Annotated in this window: 17 protein-coding genes and 2 tRNA genes; 12 read left to right on the forward strand and 7 right to left on the reverse strand. The window is 63.7% G+C overall.

The annotated features are described in order from the left end of the window. The first annotated feature begins 362 nt into the window (after positions 1-362). The 7 genes from CDV46_RS11645 to CDV46_RS11675 all read left to right on the forward strand — a co-directional run bounded on the left by CDV46_RS11645 (position 363) and on the right by CDV46_RS11675 (position 9,335). Positions 363-3,785 carry an Rne/Rng family ribonuclease gene (locus CDV46_RS11645; RefSeq protein ID WP_087722592.1) on the forward strand — a complete coding sequence of 1,141 codons (3,423 nt, stop codon included), beginning with the start codon at positions 363-365 and terminating at the stop codon, positions 3,783-3,785. 366 nt (positions 3,786-4,151) lie between these two features. Beyond that, complete coding sequence (moaA, locus tag CDV46_RS11650; RefSeq protein ID WP_087722594.1) at positions 4,152-5,279, forward strand: GTP 3',8-cyclase MoaA; 1,128 nt, start codon at positions 4,152-4,154, stop codon at positions 5,277-5,279. A gap of 166 nt (positions 5,280-5,445) precedes the next feature. Further along, positions 5,446-6,315 (forward strand): hypothetical protein, encoded by an 870-nt coding sequence (locus CDV46_RS11655; protein WP_140413348.1) that lies wholly within the window; start codon positions 5,446-5,448, stop codon positions 6,313-6,315. Between the two features lie 10 nt (positions 6,316-6,325). Beyond that, positions 6,326-7,057, forward strand: coding sequence for a molybdenum cofactor guanylyltransferase MobA (gene mobA / locus CDV46_RS11660; protein ID WP_087722598.1), 732 nt, complete (start codon positions 6,326-6,328; stop codon positions 7,055-7,057). A 65-nt stretch (positions 7,058-7,122) separates the two neighbouring features. Beyond that, complete coding sequence (moeA, locus tag CDV46_RS11665; protein ID WP_087722600.1) at positions 7,123-8,406, forward strand: molybdopterin molybdotransferase MoeA; 1,284 nt, start codon at positions 7,123-7,125, stop codon at positions 8,404-8,406. 109 nt (positions 8,407-8,515) lie between these two features. After that, positions 8,516-8,797 carry a hypothetical protein gene (locus CDV46_RS11670; protein WP_170936111.1) on the forward strand — a complete coding sequence of 94 codons (282 nt, stop codon included), beginning with the start codon at positions 8,516-8,518 and terminating at the stop codon, positions 8,795-8,797. A gap of 52 nt (positions 8,798-8,849) precedes the next feature. Continuing rightward, positions 8,850-9,335, forward strand: coding sequence for a GNAT family N-acetyltransferase (locus CDV46_RS11675; protein WP_087691249.1), 486 nt, complete (start codon positions 8,850-8,852; stop codon positions 9,333-9,335). 79 nt (positions 9,336-9,414) lie between these two features. Here the strand turns inward: CDV46_RS11675 and rmuC are convergent, their stop codons facing one another. The 5 genes from rmuC to pncB all read right to left on the reverse strand — a co-directional run bounded on the left by rmuC (position 9,415) and on the right by pncB (position 15,695). Beyond that, a complete protein-coding gene (rmuC, locus tag CDV46_RS11680) occupies positions 9,415-10,866 on the reverse strand; it encodes a DNA recombination protein RmuC (RefSeq protein ID WP_087691248.1) in 1,452 nt (483 codons plus the stop codon). A 16-nt stretch (positions 10,867-10,882) separates the two neighbouring features. Further along, positions 10,883-11,872 (reverse strand): 2-hydroxyacid dehydrogenase, encoded by a 990-nt coding sequence (locus CDV46_RS11685; RefSeq protein WP_087691247.1) that lies wholly within the window; start codon positions 11,870-11,872, stop codon positions 10,883-10,885. An 80-nt stretch (positions 11,873-11,952) separates the two neighbouring features. Then, positions 11,953-13,377, reverse strand: a complete 1,425-nt coding sequence (locus CDV46_RS11690) for a sodium:proton antiporter (RefSeq protein WP_087691246.1) — start codon at positions 13,375-13,377, stop codon at positions 11,953-11,955. Between the two features lie 241 nt (positions 13,378-13,618). After that, a complete protein-coding gene (locus CDV46_RS11695; RefSeq protein ID WP_087722602.1) occupies positions 13,619-14,281 on the reverse strand; it encodes a LutC/YkgG family protein in 663 nt (220 codons plus the stop codon). 217 nt (positions 14,282-14,498) lie between these two features. Continuing rightward, the gene (gene pncB, locus CDV46_RS11700; protein ID WP_087691512.1) at positions 14,499-15,695 is read right to left on the reverse strand and encodes a nicotinate phosphoribosyltransferase; all 1,197 of its coding nucleotides are present in this window, start codon (positions 15,693-15,695) and stop codon (positions 14,499-14,501) included. Between the two features lie 310 nt (positions 15,696-16,005). Here pncB and fdxA point away from each other — a divergent pair, with 310 nt between their 5' ends. From fdxA to CDV46_RS11715, 3 genes are all read left to right on the forward strand, one after another. Next, positions 16,006-16,329, forward strand: a complete 324-nt coding sequence (gene fdxA / locus CDV46_RS11705) for a ferredoxin FdxA (protein ID WP_058375967.1) — start codon at positions 16,006-16,008, stop codon at positions 16,327-16,329. 94 nt (positions 16,330-16,423) lie between these two features. Next, positions 16,424-16,499, forward strand: a tRNA-Asn gene (locus CDV46_RS11710). Positions 16,500-16,586: 87 nt separating this feature from the next. Beyond that, positions 16,587-16,662 (forward strand) — tRNA-Asn (locus CDV46_RS11715). Positions 16,663-16,868: 206 nt separating this feature from the next. On the opposite strand, the gene oxlT is transcribed toward CDV46_RS11715, so the two are convergent. Further along, on the reverse strand, positions 16,869-18,188 hold the full coding sequence (gene oxlT / locus CDV46_RS11720; protein WP_058375968.1) for an oxalate/formate MFS antiporter: 1,320 nt from the start codon (positions 18,186-18,188) through the stop codon (positions 16,869-16,871). Between the two features lie 1,138 nt (positions 18,189-19,326). After that, positions 19,327-20,145, reverse strand: a complete 819-nt coding sequence (locus CDV46_RS11725) for a FadR/GntR family transcriptional regulator (protein ID WP_176399061.1) — start codon at positions 20,143-20,145, stop codon at positions 19,327-19,329. Between the two features lie 286 nt (positions 20,146-20,431). Here CDV46_RS11725 and CDV46_RS11730 point away from each other — a divergent pair, with 286 nt between their 5' ends. Together CDV46_RS11730 and glcE are read left to right on the forward strand one after the other, a co-directional pair. Beyond that, on the forward strand, positions 20,432-22,051 hold the full coding sequence (locus tag CDV46_RS11730; protein ID WP_254916020.1) for an FAD-linked oxidase C-terminal domain-containing protein: 1,620 nt from the start codon (positions 20,432-20,434) through the stop codon (positions 22,049-22,051). Then, positions 22,051-23,220, forward strand: coding sequence for a glycolate oxidase subunit GlcE (gene glcE / locus CDV46_RS11735; protein WP_087722616.1), 1,170 nt, complete (start codon positions 22,051-22,053; stop codon positions 23,218-23,220). Before CDV46_RS11730 ends, glcE begins: the two co-directional genes overlap by 1 nt. Positions 23,221-23,222: the final 2 nt, after the last annotated feature.

Genomic DNA, 23,222 nt, shown 5'->3' on the forward strand with positions numbered 1-23,222 from the left:
GGAGTCCATTCTTTCAGGCTGATCGCTTTGTGAATATCGTTCGCGCAAAAGTCGAGATTGAGGCGCCGCCACAATAAGAATAAGTGTCGGCAGGCGCCCCGAGAAAATGCTGATGAAGTTTCTCGTGTTACGGACTGCAAACCCGAAGTAATCCGCGCTGTGCCGGCGTTATATGGCACTTCGGCGGTTCCGGGCGAGCGCGTTAGCGTATTCGCAGGCGCCTTTGCGTCCGTGGGCCTCATCGCCCGGACCTCCCCGGCAATTCTTCCACCTCCGGCTCGAACCTCGCGTGTTGGATAACTCGAGTGATACGTGCCCGACGCTCTGCGCATTCGCATTAGCGGCGGGTGGGAGTCGTTTTCATGAAACGCATGTTGTTCAACGCCACGCAGCAGGAAGAACTGCGCGTGGCCATTGTCGATGGGCAAAAACTCATCGACATCGATATCGAGACGGCCGGACGCGAACAGCGTAAAGGCAACATCTACAAGGGTGTCATCACCCGTATCGAACCCTCCCTCGAAGCCTGCTTCGTCAATTACGGCGAAGGCCGCCACGGCTTCCTGCCGTTCAAGGAAGTCGCTCGCGCGTACTTCCGCGACGGCGCCGATGTGCGCAATGCGCGCATTCAGGATGCCCTGTCCGAAGGTCAGGAACTCATCGTTCAGGTGGAAAAGGAAGAGCGCGGTAACAAGGGCGCAGCCCTGACCACGTTCATCTCGCTGGCCGGCCGTTACCTCGTGCTGATGCCGAACAACCCCCGTGGCGGTGGCGTGTCGCGCCGCATCGAGGGTGAAGATCGTCAGGAACTGCGCGAGACGATGGGGCAGCTCGAACTGCCCGAAGGCATGAGCATCATCGCCCGCACGGCCGGTATCGGCCGCTCGGCCGAAGAGCTCCAGTGGGACCTGAACTACCTGCTGCAACTGTGGCACGCCGTCGAAGGCGCCGCCAACACCATCGAACTGCCGCGCGACTCGGCGCTGATCTATCTCGAATCGAGCCTGGTCATCCGCGCCATCCGTGACTATTTCCAACCGGATATCGGTGAAATTCTCATCGATACGGAAGAAATTTCCGAACAGGCCCGCAACTTCATGCAGGTGGTCATGCCCGACCATCTCAATCGCGTGAAGCAGTACCGCGACGACGTGCCCCTGTTCTCGCGTTTCCAGATCGAACACCAGATCGAAACGGCTTACTCGCGTCAGGTGCCGCTGCCCTCGGGTGGCGCCATCGTGATCGACCACACCGAAGCACTGGTGTCGATCGACGTGAACTCGGCACGCGCCACGAAGGGTGCGGACATCGAAGAAACCGCCCTGCGCACCAACCTGGAAGCTGCCGACGAAGTCGCGCGCCAGTTGCGTCTGCGTGACCTCGGCGGCCTGATCGTGATCGACTTCATCGACATGGAGTCGGCCAAGAGCCAGCGTGAAGTCGAACAACGTGTGAAGGATGCGCTCAAGCACGACCGTGCCCGCGTCCAGATGGGCAAGATCTCGCGTTTCGGCCTGATGGAACTCTCGCGTCAGCGCCTGCGTCCGTCGCTCTCGGAAGGCACGCACGTGACCTGCCCGCGTTGCAACGGCACCGGCCACATCCGCGACGCCGAATCGTCGGCACTGCAAGTCCTGCGCATCATCCAGGAAGAAGCGATGAAGGAGCACACGGCAGCGATTCACTGCCAGGTGCCGGTCGAAGTCGCCGCCTTCCTGCTCAATGAAAAGCGTCAGGAAATCAACAAGATCGAAGCGCGCTTCAAGGTTGGCGTGCTGCTGATCCCGAACAAGCACCTCGAGACGCCGCATTACAAGCTGGAGCGCCTGCGCTTCGACGACCCGCGTCTGGACGCGCCCAAGGCCAGCTACGCGCTCGCCGAGGAAGCCGCCCGCGCATCGGAAGACGATCCGGCCGGTTACAGCAAGAAGAAGGAAGACGTGCGTCCGCGTCAGGAAGCCGCCGTCAAGGGCATCACGCCCGAGCAGCCGGCCCCGGCAGCGCAGCCGCGCCCGGAACCGGTCGCCGCAACGCCTGCCCCGGCAGCCCCGGTGCGCAGCGGTGGTTTCATCGGTTTCGTGAAGCGCTTGCTGGGCCTTGAGCCTGCCGCACCGGCACCGGTGAAGGACGAAGCCCCGGCCAAGCCGGCAGCACGTCCGCCGCGCGAGCGTCATGATCGTCCGCATCAGCAAAACCGTAATCGCCGCGGCAACGCCCGTGACGAGAACAAGACCGGCAAGGACAACGCGGGCCAACCGGCACGCGAAGGCCGTGCAGCGCGTCCGGAACGTGCCGAGCGCACGGACCGTAACGAGCAACGTGCCGATCGTAATGACCGCAACGAGCGCAATGATCGCAACGAACGCGGCGACCGTACGGAGCGCAATGAGCGCACCGAACGTAATGACCGCAATGAGCGTGGCGATCGTAACGAGCGTCAAGAAGGCCGCGACAAGCGCGAGCGCGACGATGCACAACGTCAACCGGCGCAGGAAGTGCGCGCTGAAGACGGTCGCGAACCGCGTGAAGGCCGCGAACGTGGCAACCGCCGCGATCGCAACCGCCGTCAGACCGAAGGTGCCGAGGGTCAACAAGCAGCGGCTCCGCAACGCGCGGCGCAAGTGGCTGCCCCGCTGAGCGCTGGTGAAGACGCCGAGTACGATCAGCACGACCGTTTGGCAGCACAAGGTGCGCAAGCCGAAGGCGCCCAAGGCGTGGCCGGTGACGAGAGCGAACAGGCGAACGAAGAGCGTCGCCGCAGCCGTCGTCGTGGTCGTCGTGGTGGCCGTCGTGAACGCGAAGCCGGTGAGCAGCAACTGCATGCTGACGGCGAGCAAGGCGAAGGTTCGGAAAACGTGGGCAATGCTGGTGATGCAGGTCATGCAGGCAGCGCAGCATCGGAATACGCTGCGACGCCGGCAGTGACGGAAGAGCGCGCCGAGCATGTGGCACCGCAAGCCGTTGCACCGGCAGTCGTAGCCGCCGCCACGGTTGCTGCCGCACAGGTTCACGCCGAACCTGCGCAGGCACCCGCTCAGACGTTCCAACCGGTTGAAACCAAACCCGCCGTCGCAACGCCGACGCTGGAGCAGGTGCAAACCCAAGCGGCCCCGGTCGCCCCCGCAGCGCCGGCAGTGGCCGTCGCAACGGTGAGCGAAGCCGCCCCGGTGGCAACGCCGGAAGTGCCGGTGCAAGTCGTGGCGCAACCGGTCACGCCGGTCGCTCCGGCCGCCCCCGTCGTGCCCGTGAACGTTGCGCCGCTGCCCGCCGTGGAAGCTGCCGCACCGATCGTGCCGCCGGTCAGCACGCCGCTGCCGGCAGCAACGCCGGCCCCGGCACAACCGACGGTACCGGCCGAAGCACTGACCGAAATCGCCGCAACGGCCGCCAGCGCCAGCGCGCCGGTGGAACCGGTGCCGGTGCAAGTGGCCCCGGTGGAAACTGCCAAGCCGGTAGAAGTCACCACGCAAGCGCCCGCCTACGTGGCACCGACCGCCCCGGCACAGCCGGAAGCGGCCGCTGCGGTCACGGAAGTCGTGACGCAGAAGCCTGTGTCGGTCAGCGCGACGCCGGTTGTGGAGCAAGGTGCGTTGGAAAGCACGCTCCAGAGCGTGGGTCTGGTGTGGGTCCACACCGACGCCGACAAGCATCGCGCAGCCAAGGAAGCCGCGGCGCAAGCCGCACCGGCACCGCGCGTGCAACGTCAGCGTCGTACGGCAGCACCGGTCAACACCGGCCCGATGGAGCAAGTGGAAACGCAGACTTCGTCGGATCACGGTGCCTGAGATCGCATGACGTTGTCCTGAAGAGGGCGATACTGCATCGGGTAACGGAAGCAATATCGGCCAACGTCAGGCAACTGCCGTGACGCCAAAAAAGGGGGCTTCGGCCCCCTTTTCCATTGGTGACGCCCATAAACGCAAAGACATAGCGTGGCAGCGACTCACGCGAATATCGGGACATCCTCGTGTTGTCCCGACTTGTGCGTGCGACGCACTGCCCGTATCGTGATGCCTGACACTGGCTTGATGTCCCGCATCGAACTGGTTGCTGCCCGAATGCCGGCGCGACGGTAATTCCGTCCAAAAATCCCGGTTTCGGCGGCGAACATGCCAATTCGCTAGAATGGAGACGCAAGCCAAGGCCCCACCATGACCGAAACGATTATCCGACTCACCGATCTGCGCACCGACGCGCGATATGCGACGCATACGCCGCAGATCCCCGCACAAGTGCGCGCAGCCACCGGCCATCTTCAGGATGCGCTGGCCAGGCCGCTGCACGATCTGCGGATTTCGGTGACCGATCGTTGCAACTTCCGCTGTGTGTATTGCATGCCGAAGGACGTGTTCGACAAGGACTACACCTTCCTGCCGCAATCCTCCCTGCTTTCCTTTGAAGAAATCGAGCGTGCTGCGCGCCTGTTCGTCGAACATGGCGTGGAAAAGCTGCGTCTGACGGGCGGCGAGCCGCTGCTGCGCAAGCATCTGGAGCGTCTCATCGAGATGCTCGCCCGCCTGCGCACGCCCTCGGGCAAGCCGCTCGACATCACGCTCACGACCAACGGCTCGTTGCTCAAGCGCCGGGCCCAGTCGCTCAAGGATGCGGGGCTGACGCGTGTGACGGTCAGTCTGGACAGCCTTGACGACACGATCTTCCGCCAGATGAACGACGTCGACTTCCCGGTCGTCAATGTGCTCGAAGGCATTGCCGAAGCGCAGCACGTCGGTTTGGGGCCGGTGAAGGTCAACATGGTCGTCAAACGCGGCACTAACGACGGCGATATCGTGCCGATGGCGCGCCATTTCCACGGCAGCGGCGTCGTACTGCGCTTTATCGAATACATGGACGTGGGCACCTCGAACGGCTGGCGCATGGATGAAGTGCTGCCGTCGGCCGAAGTGATTGCCCGCCTGAACGAAGCCTTACCGGTCGAACCGCTCGAAGCGAACTATCCCGGCGAAACCGCCCAACGTTGGCAATATCGCGATGGTGGCGGCGAAGTCGGCGTCATTTCGTCAGTGACGCGTGCGTTTTGCGGCACTTGTTCGCGTGCGCGACTGTCTACGGAAGGCAAGTTGTACCTGTGCCTGTTCGCGAGTTCGGGTTACGACCTGCGCACGCTGTTGCGCAACGGCGCGAGCGACGCGCAGATTTCGACCGCCATCGGCGATATCTGGCACGATCGTACCGACCGCTACTCGGCCTTGCGCACGGCCGCGACGGGCTTGCCCGAAGATGCGCCGCCGAAAGTGGAAATGTCCTATATCGGCGGATGATCACCGGCAGCGGGTGTGGTGCCCCCGATGCGCAACATGCGTCGAATGCCCCCGGCACCACGAGATACCCCGAGACACCTCGCCACGCTGCCCGAATCCGAATTCCTGAACTCAACTCATGATTGCTGCTGCCCCGGACGCTAGTTGCGCCCGAGACTCTTTCGCTTTGCCTGAACGTGTGGGCGCAACGTCGCGCCGTACGACGACACCCCCGGCGACACGCCCACGCCGCCTTCGCCTGCGCGCGGTGGCCATCGGACTCGCCACGCTGGCGATGCTTTGCGTGGCATGGATGCCATCGTTGGCCCATGCCGATTGCGACCCGTCGGAGCGCGAGATCGCGAACCATCTCATCACCTATAGCGGTCAACTCGGCGAGCGCAATCCACTGCGGCTTGTGCTGCGTACGTCCTCGGGCGGCAAGCTCGAAGGCCGTTACGCGAACGCCTCGTCGCAGAGCGACACCGTGCTTACCGGCAAGCTCGAGAACAAGTCGCGCCTGCACCTGACGGAATTCGACGCGGGCGGCATGCCGCGTGCCACGTTCGAGGGCGAATTCGCCTCGCACGACGACATCAACCGCCAGCGCGGTGGCGCCTCGGGCAGCTGCGAAGTGATCTCCGGCCAATGGAAAGACCTGCGCAACGGGCGTACGGTGCCTTTCGAGCTGGCGATGTCGAACATTCAGACCGGCAAGATCGATCACCTGTACGGCGCGGCCGGTGCCAACGACGACGAGACGATCAATCGCGCGGCGGGCATGTTCCGCAAGGGCGTGCTCGACGATCGACGCGATGTCGTTGCTCAATCGATTCGCTATCCCGTGCGCGTGTCGCTGCGCGGCAAGACGCTGATTCTGCGTAATCCGAAGTCGCTGCTGGCGCGTTACAACGAAATCTTCACCGACAGCTACGTGCGCGCCATCGGCGCCGCCGTGCCGCGCCTGATGTTTGCGCGCGACCAAGGTGTGATGCTCGGCGACGGCGCCGTCTGGTTTGACGCCACCGGACGCGTCATCGCACTCAACCGTTCATAACGGAAATCTCATGCCTAACCCGCCCATTGCCCGCGACGCCATTACCGGCCTGATTCTCGCGGGCGGGCGTGGGCAGCGCATGGGCGGACGAGATAAAGGGTTGCAGCTTTTCGACGGACAGCCGTTGGCAGCGCATGTGCTTGCGCGATTGCAGCCGCAAGTCGGCACGCTGCTGATCAGTGCCAATCGGAATCACGCGGCGTATGCAGCGCTGGGGGCCGACGTCGTCTCCGACGAGACGCAGGATTTCGCGGGGCCGCTGGCCGGCATGCTCGCCGGGCTGCGCGCCGCCAAAACTGAGTACGTGCTGACAGCGCCGTGCGATTCACCGCTGTTGCCGGACGATCTGGCGGCACGCCTTGCCGCAGCGCTTGTTGCTCCCGGTGCTCCCGACATCCCCGCCTCTGCCGATCCGGCCGTCGATTCGCCATCCGCAGAGGACATTCCGCCCCAAGCGGCGCCATCGCAAACCTCGTCAGCACCCGTATCCTCACCGCTTGCCCTTGCCGCCTACGCCGTCACCTCGGAAGGTCCGCATCCGGTTTTCGCGTTATTGCATCGTTCGCTGGCCGACGATCTGGCCGCGACACTGGCCGCGGGCGAGCATCGCGTGAGAGCGTGGCTGGCACGCCACAAGGCCGTACAAGTTCACTTCGGTGATGAGCGTCCGTTTTACAATGTGAACACGCTTGATGAGCTCCATACCGATACGCCGCGCGCCCCCCGGGATTCCGGGCACTGACTGACGGGCACAGATGCGGCCCGACCCGCCGCCATCGCCCGATGTCCGATGACGACGCCATACCGATGACAACACTGAACGAAGCCCTGGCCGGCTTGCCGGCGTACGACCCTGACGACATGACAGTCGAGTTGGCGCGCACGATCATTGCGCGTACCGCCCAGCCCGTCGCCGCTATCGAACAAATTGCCGTACGCAGCGCACTGGGTCGCGTGCTCGGCCGCGATGTCATCTCCCCGCTCGACGTTCCCGCTTTCGAAAATGCCGCGATGGATGGCTACGCCTTCTCCGGCACCGCGCTGGCCGCGGGCGGCAAGGTGCGTTTGCGCGTGGCAGGCCGATCGTTTGCCGGACGCCCGTTCGACGGCGTCGCAGGCCCGGGCGAATGCGTGCGCATCATGACGGGTGCGCTGCTGCCCGCCGGTTGCGACACCGTCATTCCTCAAGAACTGGTGCAACGCGAAGGCGACACGGAAATCGTGACTTTCGCGGCCGACGCCGTCACGCCGGGCCGCCATGTCCGCCATATCGGGGAAGATCTTGCGACCGGTCAACCGGCATTGCTCGCGGGCAAGCGCCTGCGCCCTGCCGCGCTCGGTTTGCTCGCCTCGCTCGGCATCGCCGAAGTACCGGTACGTCGACGCATTCGTGTCGCGTTCTTCTCGACCGGCGACGAACTGCGCTCGGTCGGCGAACCGCTCGTGCCGGGCAATCTCTACGACAGCAATCGCTACACGCTGTACGGCATGCTCCAGCGCCTCGGTATCGAGATTCTCGATCTGGGCGTGGTGCGGGACGATCCGCAAGCCATTGAAGACACGTTGCGCACCGCTTGCCGTGACGCCGACGCGGTGATCACCTCGGGCGGCGTGTCCGTCGGTGAGGCCGACTACACGCGCGAAATGATGACGCGTCTGGGCAATGTCGTTTTCTGGAAGATGGCCATGCGCCCGGGCCGTCCGTTTGCGTTTGGCGAACTGGAAAGCGACGGTCATCGCGCCCTGCTTTTCGGGCTGCCGGGCAACCCCGCAGCCGTGATGGCGTCGTTCTACCACCTGGTGCGCGACGGACTCTTCAGCCTGATGGGTGCCGAGCCGCAAGCCACGCCGCGCCTGCCCGTGCCGACGACAAGCGCCATTGCCAAGCGCCCGGGCCGCACCGAATTCCTGCGCGGCATTCTGGCCGCCGATGCGCAAGGCCGCTGGCAGGTCACGGTGGCCGACGCGCAAAGCGCCGGCATCCTGCGCACGATGAGCGAAGCCAACTGCTTCGTCACGTTAGACACGTCACGCGGCAATGTCGCAGCGGGCGAACTGGTCGACGTGATCGTGTTCGACGGACTGGTCTAGGGTCCGGGTCGACGCGAGTTTCGAAAGACAACACACCGAAATACCCGCAGGCTGCACATCGACAGCCTGCTTTACACAACAAACCTGCAAACACACACGCGCAATGACAATCCGCAAACAGATCACTTACATCAGTCCCGGTCAGACGGCCAAAGCGCTGGTACTGGTCTACCTCACCTTCAGTATTCCGCTGGTGCTGCTCGCGTTTCTGGCGGCATTCCTGCGCTACGGCGATCTGCCGGGCCTCGCGTTCATTTCCGCCTTGGTCCTGAACGCCATCCTCGGCTTCGTGCTGCTCTGGATCGCCTGCCATGCTTACAACTGGGTGGCCGAGCGTTTCGGCGGCATTGAGATCGCGCTCGGCGACGTGCCCGACGAAGAAGACGAGTGACGTCCTGCGCACGCCGAAATCCCCGAACATTCCGACTGACGAGATTCCCACCATGTCCTTGAACCTGCGTGCGGCCACCCCGAACGACGTCGATGCCATTCACGGCTTGATGCGGGAATTGGCCGTCTTCGAGAAACTGCTCGATATTTTCGAAGCGACACCGGCCAGCGTGCATGACGCCTTGTTCGGCGCCACGCCGGCGGCGGAATGTCTGATGGCGGAATGGGATGGCAAGCCGGTTGGCTATGCGCTGTTCTTCCACAACTTCTCGACGTTTCTCGGACGCCGTGGTCTGTATCTGGAAGATGTCTACGTGCAGCCGACGATGCGCGGCAAGGGTGTCGGACAAGCCTTGCTTCGACGCCTGGCCCGCATCGCGGTGCAGCGCGGCTGTGGACGCTTCGAATGGACGGTGCTCGACTGGAACCAGCCGGCGATTGATTTCTATACCGCGCAGGGCGCGACGGTACTGCCGGAATGGCGTGTCGTTCGCATGGCGGGTGACTCGCTCACGCAGTTTGCCGAAGGCGACGCCTGACGCGCCTCCGGCCCGGGGCTTTCGAACCTATGGGCTTGATGTGGGCTGATGTGAGCTGATGGGCTTACGGCCCAGAAGCTCACTCCTCGTCAGCCCCGATCTCCACACCCAGCAACTGCGTCGCCTCTTCACCCGGTAACGCTTCGACGGTCTTGAGCTTGCGCGCCATCTGACGCGTACGCACTTCCGCCTGATCGATCGAACGCGTCACCGTCTCCAGCTGTGACTTGGTTCTGGCCAGCACATCACCGAACTTGGTGAATTCGGTCTTCACCGCGCCCAATACCTGCCAGACCTCGCTCGAACGTCGCTCGATGGCGAGCGTGCGGAAACCCATCTGCAAGCTATTGAGCAACGCCGTCAGCGTGGTCGGTCCCGCGACCGTTACGCGATACTCGCGCTGGAGCAGGTCCGACAGCCCCGGACGGCGCAAGACTTCTGCGTAGAGTCCTTCGGTCGGCAGGAACAGCAACGCGAAGTCCGTCGTGTGCGGCGGCGCCAGATACTTCTCGGCAATGGTCTTGGCCTCCAGACGAATGCGCGTCTCAAGGGCCTTGGACGCTTCTTCCACCGCGACCGGATCTGCCCGTTCCTGTGCGTCGAGCAGACGCTCGTAGTCCTCGCGCGGAAACTTGGCATCGATCGGCAGGTACACCGGCGTGCCGCTGTCGCCGTTTTGGCCCGGCAGCGCGATGGCGAATTCCACGCGCTCGCTGCTGCCCGGTTTCGTGGCCACGTTTTTGGCAAACTGATCCGCCGTCAGCAACTGTTCAAGCAGCGCCTGCAACTGCACTTCGCCCCAGATACCGCGCGTCTTCACGTTCGTCAGCACGCGCTTGAGATCGCCCACACCGGCCGCGAGCGTCTGCATCTCGCCGAGTCCGCGGTGCACCTGTTCCAGTCGATCCGACACCAGCTTGAACGACTCGCCAAGCCGCTGCTCCAGCGTCGCGTGCAGCTTCTCGTCCACCGTGCGGCGCATCTCTTCGAGCTTCGTCGAATTGTTGACCTCGATGTCCTTGAGCTTTTGTTCGAGCGTCGCGCGCACTTCACCAAGACGCCGCTCGTTACCCTCGGCAAGTTGCGTCAGTTGCTGATGCTGTGCCTCGCCAAAGCGACGCAGCGCCGAGGTCTGTTCTTCGCGCATCTGCTGGCCATTGAGCACAAGGCTCTGGCGCACCGCGTCGAGTTGGGCTGCGTTCGATTCGGTCAACTTCGCCAACTGCTGCGCAAAGCCATCGATCTGATTGTTCTGCACCGTCGCCACGCTCGTCATCTGCGCGGCAAGCGTCTGCTGAAACTGCGCCATCTGCGCGCTCTGCTCGCCTCGCCCGGCACGTGCCGTCTCCGCAAACTCCTGACGCAGGCCGCGCTCACTACGTTCGGCCGCGCGCAGAATGTCATCACGCGCGTTCGTGAGCGAATCGACGAGCGTCGCGCGCAGGCCGGCATCGCCATTGCGTTGCCACACCTTCACGGCGATCACGATCATCACCAGCAGATTTAGCGCTGCCAGCGCTACCAACACCATCTCCACACTTACCTCCTTAGGCCTTACGCGCGGCGGGGTTGAGCAGGCAGGGCGGTTTGCCCGGCGCCGATCCGAACCCCAACGCAGCAATCAGGTTATCTGCTGCCAGACTCGCCATTCCACGGCGGGTTGCGGCCGAAGCGCTCGCGATATGCGGCGTCAGCACGACATTCGGTACGTTGAGCAACTCGGGATGCACACTCGGCTCGCCTTCGAACACGTCGAGCCCTGCCGCCGCAATTCGCTTGCTGGCCAGTGCCTGCGCCAGTGCCGCATCGTCGACGATGCCGCCCCGCGCCAGATTCACCAGCGTGGCCGTCGGTTTCATGGCGGCGAGCTCCGCCGCGCCGATCGTGTGGTGCGTTGCCGCTGAATAGGGCAGCACGAGAATGACGTGATCCGCCGTCGCCAGCAGCGTGTTCTTGTCGACGTATGACGCCTTGCACGCGGCCTCGGTGGCGGCATCGAGACGCGAGCGGTTGTGATACACCACCCGCATATTGAAGCCCATGGCACGACGCGCAATCGCCTGTCCGATGCGTCCCATGCCAATGATCCCGAGCGTGCTGCCGTGCAGGTCGGCCCCCAGAAACATGTCGTAGGCCCACTTGTTCCAGTGGCCCTCACGCAGCCAGCGCTCCGACTCCGTGACACGCCGAGCGGTGGCCATCAACAGCGCCCAACCGAAGTCCGCCGTCGTCTCGTTGAGCACGTCGGGCGTATTGGTCGCCATCACGCCAGCGGCGGTCATCGCTTCGATGTCGAAGTTGTTGTAACCCACCGCCATATTGGCGACCACCCGCAAATGCGGTGCCCCCGCGAGCACCGACGCATCGATACGCTCGCTCGCGGTCGTGATCGCGCCCGCCTTGTCGGCCAGGCGCGCGCGCAACTCGTCGCTTGAATACACGGTGTCGGCGTCGTTGCGCTCGACCTCAAAGTACTGCGCCAACCGTTCGATCACGTCCGGAAAAATGGCGCGGGCCACCAGAATCTTCGGTTTCACCTATCGTCTCGCAGGAGTTGGCCGCTCATCACATGACAACGCTACGGCGCCTTGGCGCCATAGCGTTATTGCGTTGCGGCTCAGAAGAAAATCAAGGTCATCAGTACGAACAGCGGCAGCAAAATCGCGCCCGACCACAGCATATAACCAAAGAAGCTTGGCATGCGAATGCCGCGTTGCTCTGCAATGGCCTTGACCATGAAGTTGGGCGCATTGCCGATGTACGTGTTCGCCCCCATGAATACGGCACCCGCGGAAATGGCCGCCAGTGTGGCCGCCCCCGACGTCATGAGCGTTGCGGCGTCGCCACCCGCCGTATTGAAGAACACGAGGTATGTCGGCGCATTGTCGAGGAACGACGACAGGATGCCCGTCGCCCAGAAGTACATGACGTTGTCCGGTGCACCGCCCGGACCGGTCACCAGCCGGATCACCCAGCCGAGCGCTCCGGCTTCACCGGCACGCAGAATCGCCACCACCGGAATAATCGTCAGGAAGATGCCCGCGAAGAGCTTACCGACCTCTTTCATCGGCTCCCAGTTGAAGTCGTTGCCGACGCGCGCCGTGCGCGGCGTGATGACGAGCGAAATCACCGTCACGACGAGAAGTCCCACATCCCGCGCCAGATTCTCGAGCGTCAGCGGTGTGCCGAATACGTCGAACACAACGCCCGGCTTCCAGATGCCGCTCATCAGCACCAGGCCCACGGCGACCGCGAGCAGCACGAAGTTGCGCTTGCCTTCGAGACGAAGCGGCGCGGCATGCGGCGTCGGATCGAGTTCCTCGATCTTTGCCTCCACCTTCTGGCGGAAGTAGTACGAATCGATCAGGAAGAAAAGCACCAGCAGGATGGCGCAGGCCATCAGCGTTTCGGGCCAGAGGTGGCGCGTCGTCCAGAAAAACTCGACGCCTTGCAGAAAACCGAGGAACAACGGCGGATCGCCCAGCGGCGTGAGTGAGCCGCCCGCGTTCGCCACCAGGAAGATGAAGAACACCACCACGTGAACGTTGTGCTTGCGGTTGTCGTTTGCGCGAATCAGCGGGCGGATGAGTAGCATGGCCGCCCCGGTCGTGCCCATGATGCTGGCGAGCACCGTGCCAAGCCCCAGCAGCCCCGTGTTGAGCCACGGCCCGCCACGCAGGTTGCCGTGCAGGCAAATACCACCGGCGGTCGTGAAGAGTGCCGTCAGCAGTACGACAAAGGGAATGTATTCGGCGATCAGCGCGTGTACCGCGCCGTGCCAGGCCGCACCTGCGCCATACACCAGCGCAAACGGCAGCAGAAATGCTGCGCCCCAGAACGCCGCGATCTTGCCGAAGTGGTGATGCCAGAACGCTGGTGCGATCAACGGGCCGAGCGCGATCGACAGCAGCAAGCCTGCGAACGGCAAGCCCCACCACGCGACGAGTTGTGCACCGTCCGGGCCGCCTCCTGCGGCAAGCGCGGCAGGACTGATCAACGTCAGCCCCACGGCGGCGACTACTCCCCAAATGCCCTTCTGCATGGTTTCTGGTTCCTGTTGTTTGATGGACGATCTATTACGAGTCGCCCCTCTCGAAGGAGTGCCCGAAGCGGCAAAAGCTTGGGATATTTCCTATTTGGATCCGAAACAACCGCTCGAAAGGCCCAATACGACAAGCCTGAAGCGGCCTTCGTGAGCAATTCGACTGTTGTCTCACACCCCTTGTACGAAAAAACGAGATCGGAAAGCGTGGTCTCGGCGGGTGCCTCAGTCAGCGCCCCATTCAGGCGCCGTCGACGATGATGACGTGAACGCGGTAGGGCCCGTGGGCACCCAGCACCAGCGTCTGTTCGATGTCGGCCGTCCGCGACGGCCCGGCGATGAAATTGGTCGCACGCGAGAGTTGTCCGCGTTCGGTGCGCATCAGCCCGAAGGCATCTTCATGCCCCGCGACGATGCGCGAGGCCGGTACGACAGCGATGTGCGTCTCGGGCAGCAACGTCGCCGAAGCAAACGTCTCGGGACCGGACATCATCATCAGTGCGCCCGTTTCCGCCACTGCGCAGAAGCAGCCGGTAATGCCGACGAGATCTTCGCCGAGCGGCTTGCGATATTCGACGTGGCAACCGACGCCCGCCCAATCCAGTGCTCGCAACGTCGGCCACGCCACCGCTTGCGTCACGAGCCCGTTCGCTTGCAGGTACTGCGCGGCAGCGGCCGGCACATCCTGCATCGCCGGCACGCGGGCAATCGTGGTCGAGAGCGCTTCGGCCTTGCCGATGAACGTGGCCACGAGATCGTCCGGCATCGCCGGGCGCGGTCCTTGCGGATGACGCGCCAGATAGTCCTCGGCCGCCGCCTGCTCGTTCTCGCGCGCCGCATCAGGGCGATGCTGGGCGTTGCGAATGCGGGCGAAGATGCGATTGCGGGCGTCGGTGGTATCCATGGCTGCGTCCTGAGAGGCCGGCACACCGGTACATGGCCGGCGTCGTGTCGTTTGTTTCGTGGGTGTCGTGTGGCCGCTGGCACGAGTCCAGCGGGCGATGCGCAATTATAGCGGCACGCGATGCCCGCGCACCGGGCATTCGCGCACTATCGGAATGGTCTGTCCCCGCGCTCGGACGAGGCCCAAATCAACGCCGATGCGCCACTCGCCACGCGATTCAGCCCCGGCTGGGCGCCGGCTCCGGTGCAATCTCGAACACCTGGCGCAGATAGGCCAGATACGCATCGTCGTCGCACATATTCTTGCCCGGCGAATCCGACAGTTTGGCCACCGGCTGGCCATTGCAGCGCACCATCTTGATGACGATCTGCAACGGCTGATAACCGAGGTCGTTGGTGAGATTCGTGCCGACACCAAACGCCAGCTTGCAGCGATCGCGAAAGCGCTCGAACAGTTGCAGCACCTTGGGGATGTCGAGTCCGTCCGAGAAGATCATCGTCTTGGTATGCGCGTCGACACGGTTCTCGCTGTAGTGCTGCAACAGGCGCTCGCCCCAGGCGAACGGATCGCCAGAATCGTGGCGTGCGCCGTCGAAAAGCTTGCAAAAGTACATGTCGAAATCGCGCAGAAACGCCGACATGCCGTACACGTCGGAGAGCGCAATCCCAAGGTCGCCGCGATATTCCTTGGCCCACGTCTCGAAGCCGAATATCTGCGAATCGCGCAGGCGCGGCCCCAATGCCTGACACGCCTGAAGATACTCGTGCGCCATCGTGCCCAACGGGGTCAGCCCCAGTTTCGATGCGTAGTAGACGTTGCTCGTGCCCGCGAACTGTTCGCCCAATTCCTCGCGCAACGTGAGAATGACTTCCTCGTGCCACTCCTTGGAGAAGCGGCGGCGCGTGCCGTAATCGGCGATTTTGCAATCGCGATAGTCCACCGGCTCGGCCAGCATACGAATCTTGTCGCGCAGCCGCTGACGCCCTTCTTCATAGGCAGGCACGCGCTGGGTATTGCGGAAATACACCTCGTTGACGATCGCGAGCACCGGAATTTCAAACAGGATCGTGTGCAGCCACGGCCCCTGAATCGTGATGTCGATCTCACCGTTGCCCTTGGACGAGGGCTGCACAGTGACGTACTTCTCGTTGAGATGGAAGAGATCGAGGAAGTCGATGAAGTCGCTCTTGATGAAGCGCATGGCGCCGAGATAGCTCAGCTCCGACTCCGTGAACCGCAGGCCGCACAGCAGCCGGATTTCGTCGCGAATCTCGTCGACGTAGGGCGTGAGATCGACGCCTTCCGTGCGGCATTTGAAGCGATATTCCACCTGCGCCGCAGGAAAGTGATGCAGCACTACCTGCATCATCGTGAATTTGTAGAGATCGGTATCGAGCAGCGACGTGATGATCATGACGACAGGCCCCGGCGGGAGCACGCACAGAAGCAGCGAACGCTGCATATCGGCGATGGGTGCACGACGCATGGGAGTCATCTCCCACATCGCGCACCGCACGCGAGCGAATTTCCGTCCTTGCAAGGCAGATGAGACGTCACCGGCCTAGCAAGGGCACGCTCGATGGTACCGCAAAGCCGCGGCCCATATGACGCCGGCAACACCTGTCACAAGTCGCCGGGCAGCCTCACCCACGACCCCGGGCTGCGCTACAATACGCGTTTTAACGGCCGATCGAAGCCGTTGCGCCCTACGTTCTGGAGTTGGCATGACCCACGTTGTCACCGAAAACTGCATCAAGTGTCGATACACGGATTGTGTCGACGTTTGTCCCGTCGATTGCTTCCGCGAAGGCCCGAACTTTCTGGCCATCGATCCGGACGAGTGCATCGATTGCGCGGTCTGTGTGGCCGAGTGTCCGGCGAACGCCATCTATGCCGAAGAGGACGTCCCGGGCGATCAACAGGAATTCATCGCGTTGAACGCCGAACTCTCGCCGCTGTGGCCGAGCATCACGAAGACCAAGGCCCCGCTGGCCGACGCCGATCAGTGGAAAGACGTGGCCGACAAGCTCAAGCTGCTGGAGCGCTGATTCCAGCGGTGGCAGCCACATTCGATGCAGAAAAAGTGCATTTCGAGTGTTGACAGTGTCTGAAAATCGCCACTATAATCGCTTTCTCTTTTGATCCCCGATAGCTCAGTTGGTAGAGCGCCGGACTGTTAATCCGTAGGTCCCTGGTTCGAGCCCAGGTCGGGGAGCCAAGAATTACCGAAGCGATGGCCTCGCGCACGCGAGGCTTTTGTTTTAGTCGATGCACCGTTACAGCGATGCATGACACCCCAGTTTGATCCTCGATAGCTCAGTTGGTAGAGCGCCGGACTGTTAATCCGTAGGTCCCTGGTTCGAACCCAGGTCGAGGAGCCAAAGACGCAGAAAGCCTCGCCAATCGGCGAGGCTTTTTTGTTTGCGGCAACGACATTCGCGTTCGCCACCTCCCCCGCTTTCCCCTCTCGAGCACCACCGAACGCCGTCGCTCGTCCGCTCAATACTGCCGCCCCAACGCGACACCCAATAAAAAAACGGGGCACCGTTTCCGGTACCCCGTCCTTGTCAGTCACACCAGCACGGACTTACTCGCTGGCGGGTGCCCCGATCGGCGGCACGTGCGAACTGAGCGTTTCCGGACTGTTCACGCTCTCGATCCAGCGACGGCGCATCGGCTGGAGCAGGAACTTCGCCGCAATGGCGGCCGCGATGCTGATCACGGCTGCGGCGATGAACACACGGTCCCAGTGACCACCCACGGCGAGCACCGACGCGAGCGGCACCAGCAGCGCTGCCGTTCCCTTTGCGGTGTACAGCGTACCGGCGTTCGACGCGGCATTCTTGCCACCGAACGTGTCGGCACACAGCGCCGGGAAGATCGAGAAGATCTCGCCCCAGCACAGGAACGTCATCGCAGCGAAGAACACGAACATGTACGGGTTCTGACCGAAGTGCATCAGGCCCAGCATCGCCACCCCTTCGCCGAGGAAGATGATGAACATCGCGTTTTCACGACCGATCTTGTCCGACACGAAACCACACAGCGGACGCGTAAAGCCGTTGCACAGGTTGTCGATCGACAGCGTCATCGTGAGCAGCGGCAGGGTCGCACCGAAGAGCGTCATCGGCATCGAAGCAATGCCGTAGTCCTTCGCAATCGGGCCGATCTGCGCCGTGGCCATCAGGCCGCCTGCGGCCACCGCCACGAAGCACACATAGATCACCCAAAACACCGGCGTGCGAATCATCTGACCCGAGGTGTAGTCGACCTTGGTCGCCAGATTGCGGCGCGACACGGTGACACCCTTCGGCGCACGCGGCTTGACCATCAGCAGCGCGAGGATGAAGATCGCCACGCCCTGCACGATGCCGAAGTTGAAGAACGCCGCTTCGTAGCCCGACTCGCGAATCATGTTCGCAATCGGAATCACCGTCAGCGCCGCCCCCGCACCGAAGCCGGCCGCCGTGAGGCCAGCCGCGAGACCGCGCTTGTCCGGGAACCACTTGAGGGCGTTACCCACGCAGGTGCCGTACACGCAACCGGCACCGATACCGGCGATGACGGCCGCCGTATAAAGCACGGTCAGCGTCGTGGCGTACGAGTACATGATCCACGAGAGCGCCACGCAGATAGCGCCGCCCGCAACGACCGGACGGGGCCCGAAGCGATCGACGAGCCAGCCTTCGATCGGCACGAGCCAGGTTTCCACCACGATGAAGATCGAGAATGCGACCTGAATCGCCGCGATGCCCCAATGATTCTTGGCCTCCATCGGCTCGACGAACAGCGTCCACGAATATTGCAGATTGGCCACCAGGCCCATACAGATGATGCCGATCACCAGTTGTGACCAGCGCCCTCCCAGAAAAGAGGTTTTCTCCTCCGGTTGCGCAGCTGCTTGCATGACTTGCCTCCTGTTCCTGTCAGACGATTGCCGGCGGCCCGCCCGATCGCACGCACCTGCGCGCAGTGAAGGGGGTACCACCGTCATCGCGTGTCGTCGCGCGTCACGGCTTGGGTGACAGCGCGTACGGCACGCCTCCTGGCGTTGCATGCGGCTCATGGTTGGCCGCTTGATCCTGGAGCGTCGCCTGGCGGCGCGCTCGCGGGGCTCGGGCCCCGGCTGACTGACTTGCGGAAGCGCCAAAGGACACTTCCGGCCCCCGCTTCGGCGCGGCGGCACAGGCGTTTGGCCCGTGCCGGCAAGTTGCCGACTGCCGAAGGGTGGCTACGGTGAAGAATTCGAGTGCGGGTCACGGGTCTGCGGTGCTGTCGGTTTGCCGAAGTCACCTGACAGGCCGTCCCCCGTCACTCAGGCGGGCGCGCCTCGCGGACGCGTGATCGCCGAATCGCCTGCCCACGACGGGCGGCAGGGAGATGAGGACCGCCGGGTGCCCCACGGCCATCGTGAGGACATGGGCGACGGATACGACTGGCCAGCCAGTGCGGTGCAAACGCCGCACTGAGGCTGCCCGAAAGGAAAGGTGTGCTTACCCAACTTGTGTCTCCGACTTGTGCCGCGGCCTGTCCAAACGCCTTCCGGTTCACTCCGGAGGGTCTCGCTGCATCCGGATTTCCCCGGATTTTTGCGAAACTTTGGTGGCCGCTCCGACAAATTGAATCTGATATACAAGATTCAATATATCGAATTAAGTATTTTTTATGGTTCCAAAAGTAGTCGATGCCTGAAGCACTGTCAACCCGAGTGCGCCCGCTTTCGGGTGTCGGTCAGCGCGTGAACGAGGGTTTGCGTAGGCGTGCGACGTGAGCACTTGATAACCGCGAAACGCACGGCAGCCTTACGGGGATGGGGTGACAGGTGGACTGAGACGCGTGTCCCCGTGCCGTCGCGGCGTGGCGACGCACAGCACAAGGTCAGGGAAAACGATGACGTTTTGACAGGTGATGCGAGCGTTCGAAAGACGCTCGTTTGGCGTGGCCGGTGACGCCCGAGGCGACCCGCTGTGGTCAGTCGTGGCGGGTGGTGGCTAGTTGCGGCCGATGGCGGACGACATTGGCGATGCCGCCCGCCGCCCAGTCGGTCAGACGGCGCCGGTGTCGCCCGAGTTGTCGCGGATGAAAGCGAGGTGTTCGCGCAGCGAGCGCTGCGCGCTGGCGCCATCATGCGACGCCACGGCATTGAAGATGCGGCGATGCTGATCGATCAGTTCGGCCAGATCGGCGCCGTGACCGACGATGGCGCGGTAGTTGTCCACGACCGAGCCGCGCAGCAATTCGAAGATGGCGTGCATCAGGTGAACCAGCACGAGGTTGTGCGTAGCTTCCGCAAGCGCCAGATGGAAATGGGCGTCGAGTTCCGGCACCCGGGTCAGCAGCGACGCGCCACGGGCGTCACCGTCTTGACCATCGAGTCCATCATGTCCATCACGCCCGGCCGCATAAGCCGCCTCCAGCGCCTCGAGCGCCTGCGCCAGCCGGGCAATGTCCTCGGGCGTGGCACGCTCGGCCGCCAGTTCGACGGCCTTGGCTTCGAGCACTTCCCGCATTTCCAGCACGTCGTCGACCGTCTTGCTGTGGCGCGACATCAGTTGCGAGAGCGGTTCGGCGAGCAGTGGCTGACTGGCGTTGGCGACCAGATACCCGCCGCCGGCGCGTCCGACGATCAGGCCGCGCGACTCCAACCGCAGCAACGCCTCACGCAACGAGGGCCGCGATACGCCCATCTGCTGGGCCAGATCGCGCTCCGACGGCAGCGCCGAACCGGGGGCCAGACGCCCTTCGACGACCATCGTCTCCAGTTGCTCGTAGACCATGTCGGACAGCCGCAGACGCGGCGGCGGCGTGACCGGCGCAAAGCTCGCGACGGCACCCGGAATATCGCTGGTGGATACAGTGGACATAGGCAGAGACGGCTCGGTAGACGACATGTCGGCTGGGGTTCTCGACGAAAAATACTCAGAGACGCAACGATACAGGATGGCACTCGCGCCGGGGCAGGCCAGCGCCGCCCCGGACGTCCTCACTAAGCGGTTGACTGGGAATTGCCCTCAAACCAAGGGTTAACCCGGTAGTCGAAATAAGACCATTCCCTTTAGGATGACGTCATCGGACAACTGGTCGACCAGTCTACCAGTAGACCAGATAGAACATAATAACCGTCAACGACCCTTCGAGCACGAGACGCCCATGGCTTCGAATCCTCAACCGACACGCAGTCCGCCCGCCTCGGCCGGACCGGCGGCGCCGGACACGCTTCGCCACGACACGCCCCCGACCGGCACTGCCGGTGCCGCCAACGCCGCTGGCTTGCCCATCGTGTCGGCCGAACCTGTCTTCCCGGCAGTCGACGAGCACCAGCGCGCAGCCAGGCTTGCGGCCTTGCGCGCCGCCGTCCCCGACGCCCTGTGGCTCACCGACCGCGAACAGATCACGCCGTATGAGTGCGACGGTCTGGCGGCCTACCGCCGCTTGCCGCTGGCGGTGGTCCTGCCGTCGGACGAAGATCAGGTGTGCCGCATTCTGCGTGCCTGCCGCGCGCATCAGGTCCCGGTCGTGCCACGGGGCGCGGGCACCGGATTGTCGGGCGGTGCGATGCCGATTACCGACGGCATCGTGCTCTCGCTGGCGAAGTTCAAACGCATTCTCGACGTCGACGCGTACGCGCGAACAGCCACCGTCCAACCCGGCGTGCGCAACCTCGCCGTGTCGGAAGCCGCCGCGCCTTACGGCTTGTACTACGCCCCCGATCCCTCCTCGCAGATCGCCTGCACGATTGGCGGAAACGTCTCCGAGAACTCCGGCGGCGTGCACTGCCTGAAATACGGCCTCACCGTGCACAACGTGTTGCGCGTGCGTGCCGTGACGATGGATGGCGACGTCGTGGAATTCGGCTCGCATGCGCTCGATTCACCGGGCCTCGATCTGCTCTCCGTGTTTATCGGCAGTGAAGGCATGTTCTGCGTCGTGACCGAGATCACGGTCAAGCTCGTGCCGAAACCGCAAGTGGCGCAAGTCGTCATGGCGAGCTTCGACGACGTGGAAGCGGGCGGCAACGCCGTGGCCGCGATCATTGCCGCGGGCATCATCCCGGCGGGTCTCGAAATGATGGACAAGCCGGCAACGCAGGCCGTCGAAGAGTTCGTCCACGCGGGCTACGATCTGAACGCTGCGGCCATCCTGCTAAGCGAATCCGACGGCACCGCGGAAGAAGTCGCCGAAGAAATCGCCCGCGTCTCGGCGGTGCTGCGCGCCTCCGGTGCCACGCGCATTCAGGTGTCGACGTCCGAAGCCGAACGCCTGCGGTTCTGGTCAGGACGCAAGAATGCCTTCCCTGCGGCGGGCCGCATCTCGCCCGACTACTACTGCATGGACGGCACGATTCCGCGCCGCACGATCGGCACGCTGCTCAAGCGGATCGAAGCGATGGAAGGGCAATACGGCCTGCGCTGCATCAACGTCTTCCACGCAGGCGACGGCAACATGCATCCGCTGATTCTGTTCAACGGCAACGATCTCGACGAATGGCATCGCGCCGAAGCGTTCGGCAGCGACATTCTCGAAGCCTGTGTCGAACTGGGTGGCACCGTCACCGGCGAGCACGGCGTCGGTATCGAAAAGATCAACTCCATGTGCGTGCAGTTCTCGCCGGAAGAGCGCGATGCGTTCTTCGCGATCAAGCGCGCCTTCGACCCTGCCGGGTTGCTCAACGCCGACAAGGCGATCCCCACGCGCGCGCGCTGCGCCGAGTACGGCAAGATGCACGTGCGTAACGGCCTGTTGCCGCACCCTGATTTGCCGAGGTTCTGATGTCACAGGCCCCTACGATTTCCCCTCTCGCCACTGAAGCGTTGGGCGCAACGGCCGCACCGATTGCGCAAGACACGCAAGCCGCTCGCCATGCAGCGCAGGCACTCGACGTCATCCGCGCACGCGTGCTCGCGGCCACCGCTGCGGGGACACCGCTCGACATTCACGGCGGCAATACCAAGCGCTGGTACGGTCAGCCGCCATCAGGCGAGCCGCTCGACATGCGCGCCTACGCGGGCATCGTCTCGTACGATCCGGCTGAACTCGTCATCACCGCGCGCGCCGGTACGCCGCTCGCCGACATCGAAGCCGCACTCGCGCAGAAGGGCCAGATCCTGCCCTTCGAGCCGCCGCACTTCGGCCCGGGCGCGACGCTGGGCGGTTGCATCGCCGCCGGTCTGGCCGGCCCTCGCCGCCCGCACGTGGGCGCACCGCGCGACTTCGTGCTGGGCGCCGTGGTCATGAACGGACAAGGACAGGTGTTGCACTTCGGCGGACAGGTCATGAAGAACGTAGCCGGCTACGATGTTTCGCGCGTGCTCGCCGGTGCACTCGGCACCCTCGGCGTGCTGCTCGAACTCTCGATCAAGGTGCTGCCGCAACCGGTCGCCGAAGCTACGTTGCGCTATGCCATGCCGCAAGCGCAGGCCATCGATCAGCTCAATCGCTGGGGCGGCCAGCCGCTGCCGCTGATGGGTTCGGCGTGGCACGACGGCGTGCTCAGCGTGCGTCTGGGCGGCGCGGCGGCCGCCATCGATGCCGCGCGCAGCGCCATGGGCGGCGAACTGATCGACGTGATCGAAGCGCAGCAGTTCTGGCTATCGCTGCGCGAACAGACGCACCCGTTCTTCGCACGCTCACCGATTGGCGCACAAGGCGAAGCGCTCTGGCGTTTGTCGGTACCGCCGACCACGCCGCCGCTCGCGCACGGCGATGAGCAGTTGATCGAATGGGGCGGTGCGCAACGGTGGTGGATTACACCGCGCAGCGCTGCCGAAGTGCGCGCCATTGCCGCAGCGACAGGCGGGCATGCTACGCTGTTCCGCCACGGCGACAAGTCGGCCGGTGTGTTCACCGCACAACCGGCCGCAATACAAGCCATCGGCGAGCGCTTGCAGCAAGCTTTCGATCCGAGCCGCATCTTCAACCGCCACCGGCTGTACTGCTAAAA

This window comes from Pandoraea sp. PE-S2T-3 (assembly GCF_002179965.1).
Taxonomy (GTDB): Bacteria; Pseudomonadota; Gammaproteobacteria; order Burkholderiales; family Burkholderiaceae; genus Pandoraea.

Bases quoted from the DNA above. Each gene is read 5' to 3' on its own strand.
- rmuC (WP_087691248.1), bottom strand. From the start codon at position 10,866: ATGGTGTTGGTAGCGCTGGCAGCGCTAAATCTGCTGGTGATGATCGTG.
- glcE (WP_087722616.1), top strand. From the start codon at position 22,051: ATGTCACAGGCCCCTACGATTTCCCCTCTCGCCACTGAAGCGTTGGGC.
- CDV46_RS11695 (WP_087722602.1), bottom strand. From the start codon at position 14,281: ATGGATACCACCGACGCCCGCAATCGCATCTTCGCCCGCATTCGCAAC.
- fdxA (WP_058375967.1), top strand. From the start codon at position 16,006: ATGACCCACGTTGTCACCGAAAACTGCATCAAGTGTCGATACACGGAT.
- CDV46_RS11690 (WP_087691246.1), bottom strand. From the start codon at position 13,377: ATGCAGAAGGGCATTTGGGGAGTAGTCGCCGCCGTGGGGCTGACGTTG.
- moeA (WP_087722600.1), top strand. From the start codon at position 7,123: ATGACAACACTGAACGAAGCCCTGGCCGGCTTGCCGGCGTACGACCCT.
- moaA (WP_087722594.1), top strand. From the start codon at position 4,152: ATGACCGAAACGATTATCCGACTCACCGATCTGCGCACCGACGCGCGA.
- CDV46_RS11725 (WP_176399061.1), bottom strand. From the start codon at position 20,145: ATGTCCACTGTATCCACCAGCGATATTCCGGGTGCCGTCGCGAGCTTT.
- pncB (WP_087691512.1), bottom strand. From the start codon at position 15,695: ATGATCATCACGTCGCTGCTCGATACCGATCTCTACAAATTCACGATG.
- CDV46_RS11730 (WP_254916020.1), top strand. From the start codon at position 20,432: ATGGCTTCGAATCCTCAACCGACACGCAGTCCGCCCGCCTCGGCCGGA.
- CDV46_RS11675 (WP_087691249.1), top strand. From the start codon at position 8,850: ATGTCCTTGAACCTGCGTGCGGCCACCCCGAACGACGTCGATGCCATT.
- CDV46_RS11645 (WP_087722592.1), top strand. From the start codon at position 363: ATGAAACGCATGTTGTTCAACGCCACGCAGCAGGAAGAACTGCGCGTG.
- mobA (WP_087722598.1), top strand. From the start codon at position 6,326: ATGCCTAACCCGCCCATTGCCCGCGACGCCATTACCGGCCTGATTCTC.
- oxlT (WP_058375968.1), bottom strand. From the start codon at position 18,188: ATGCAAGCAGCTGCGCAACCGGAGGAGAAAACCTCTTTTCTGGGAGGG.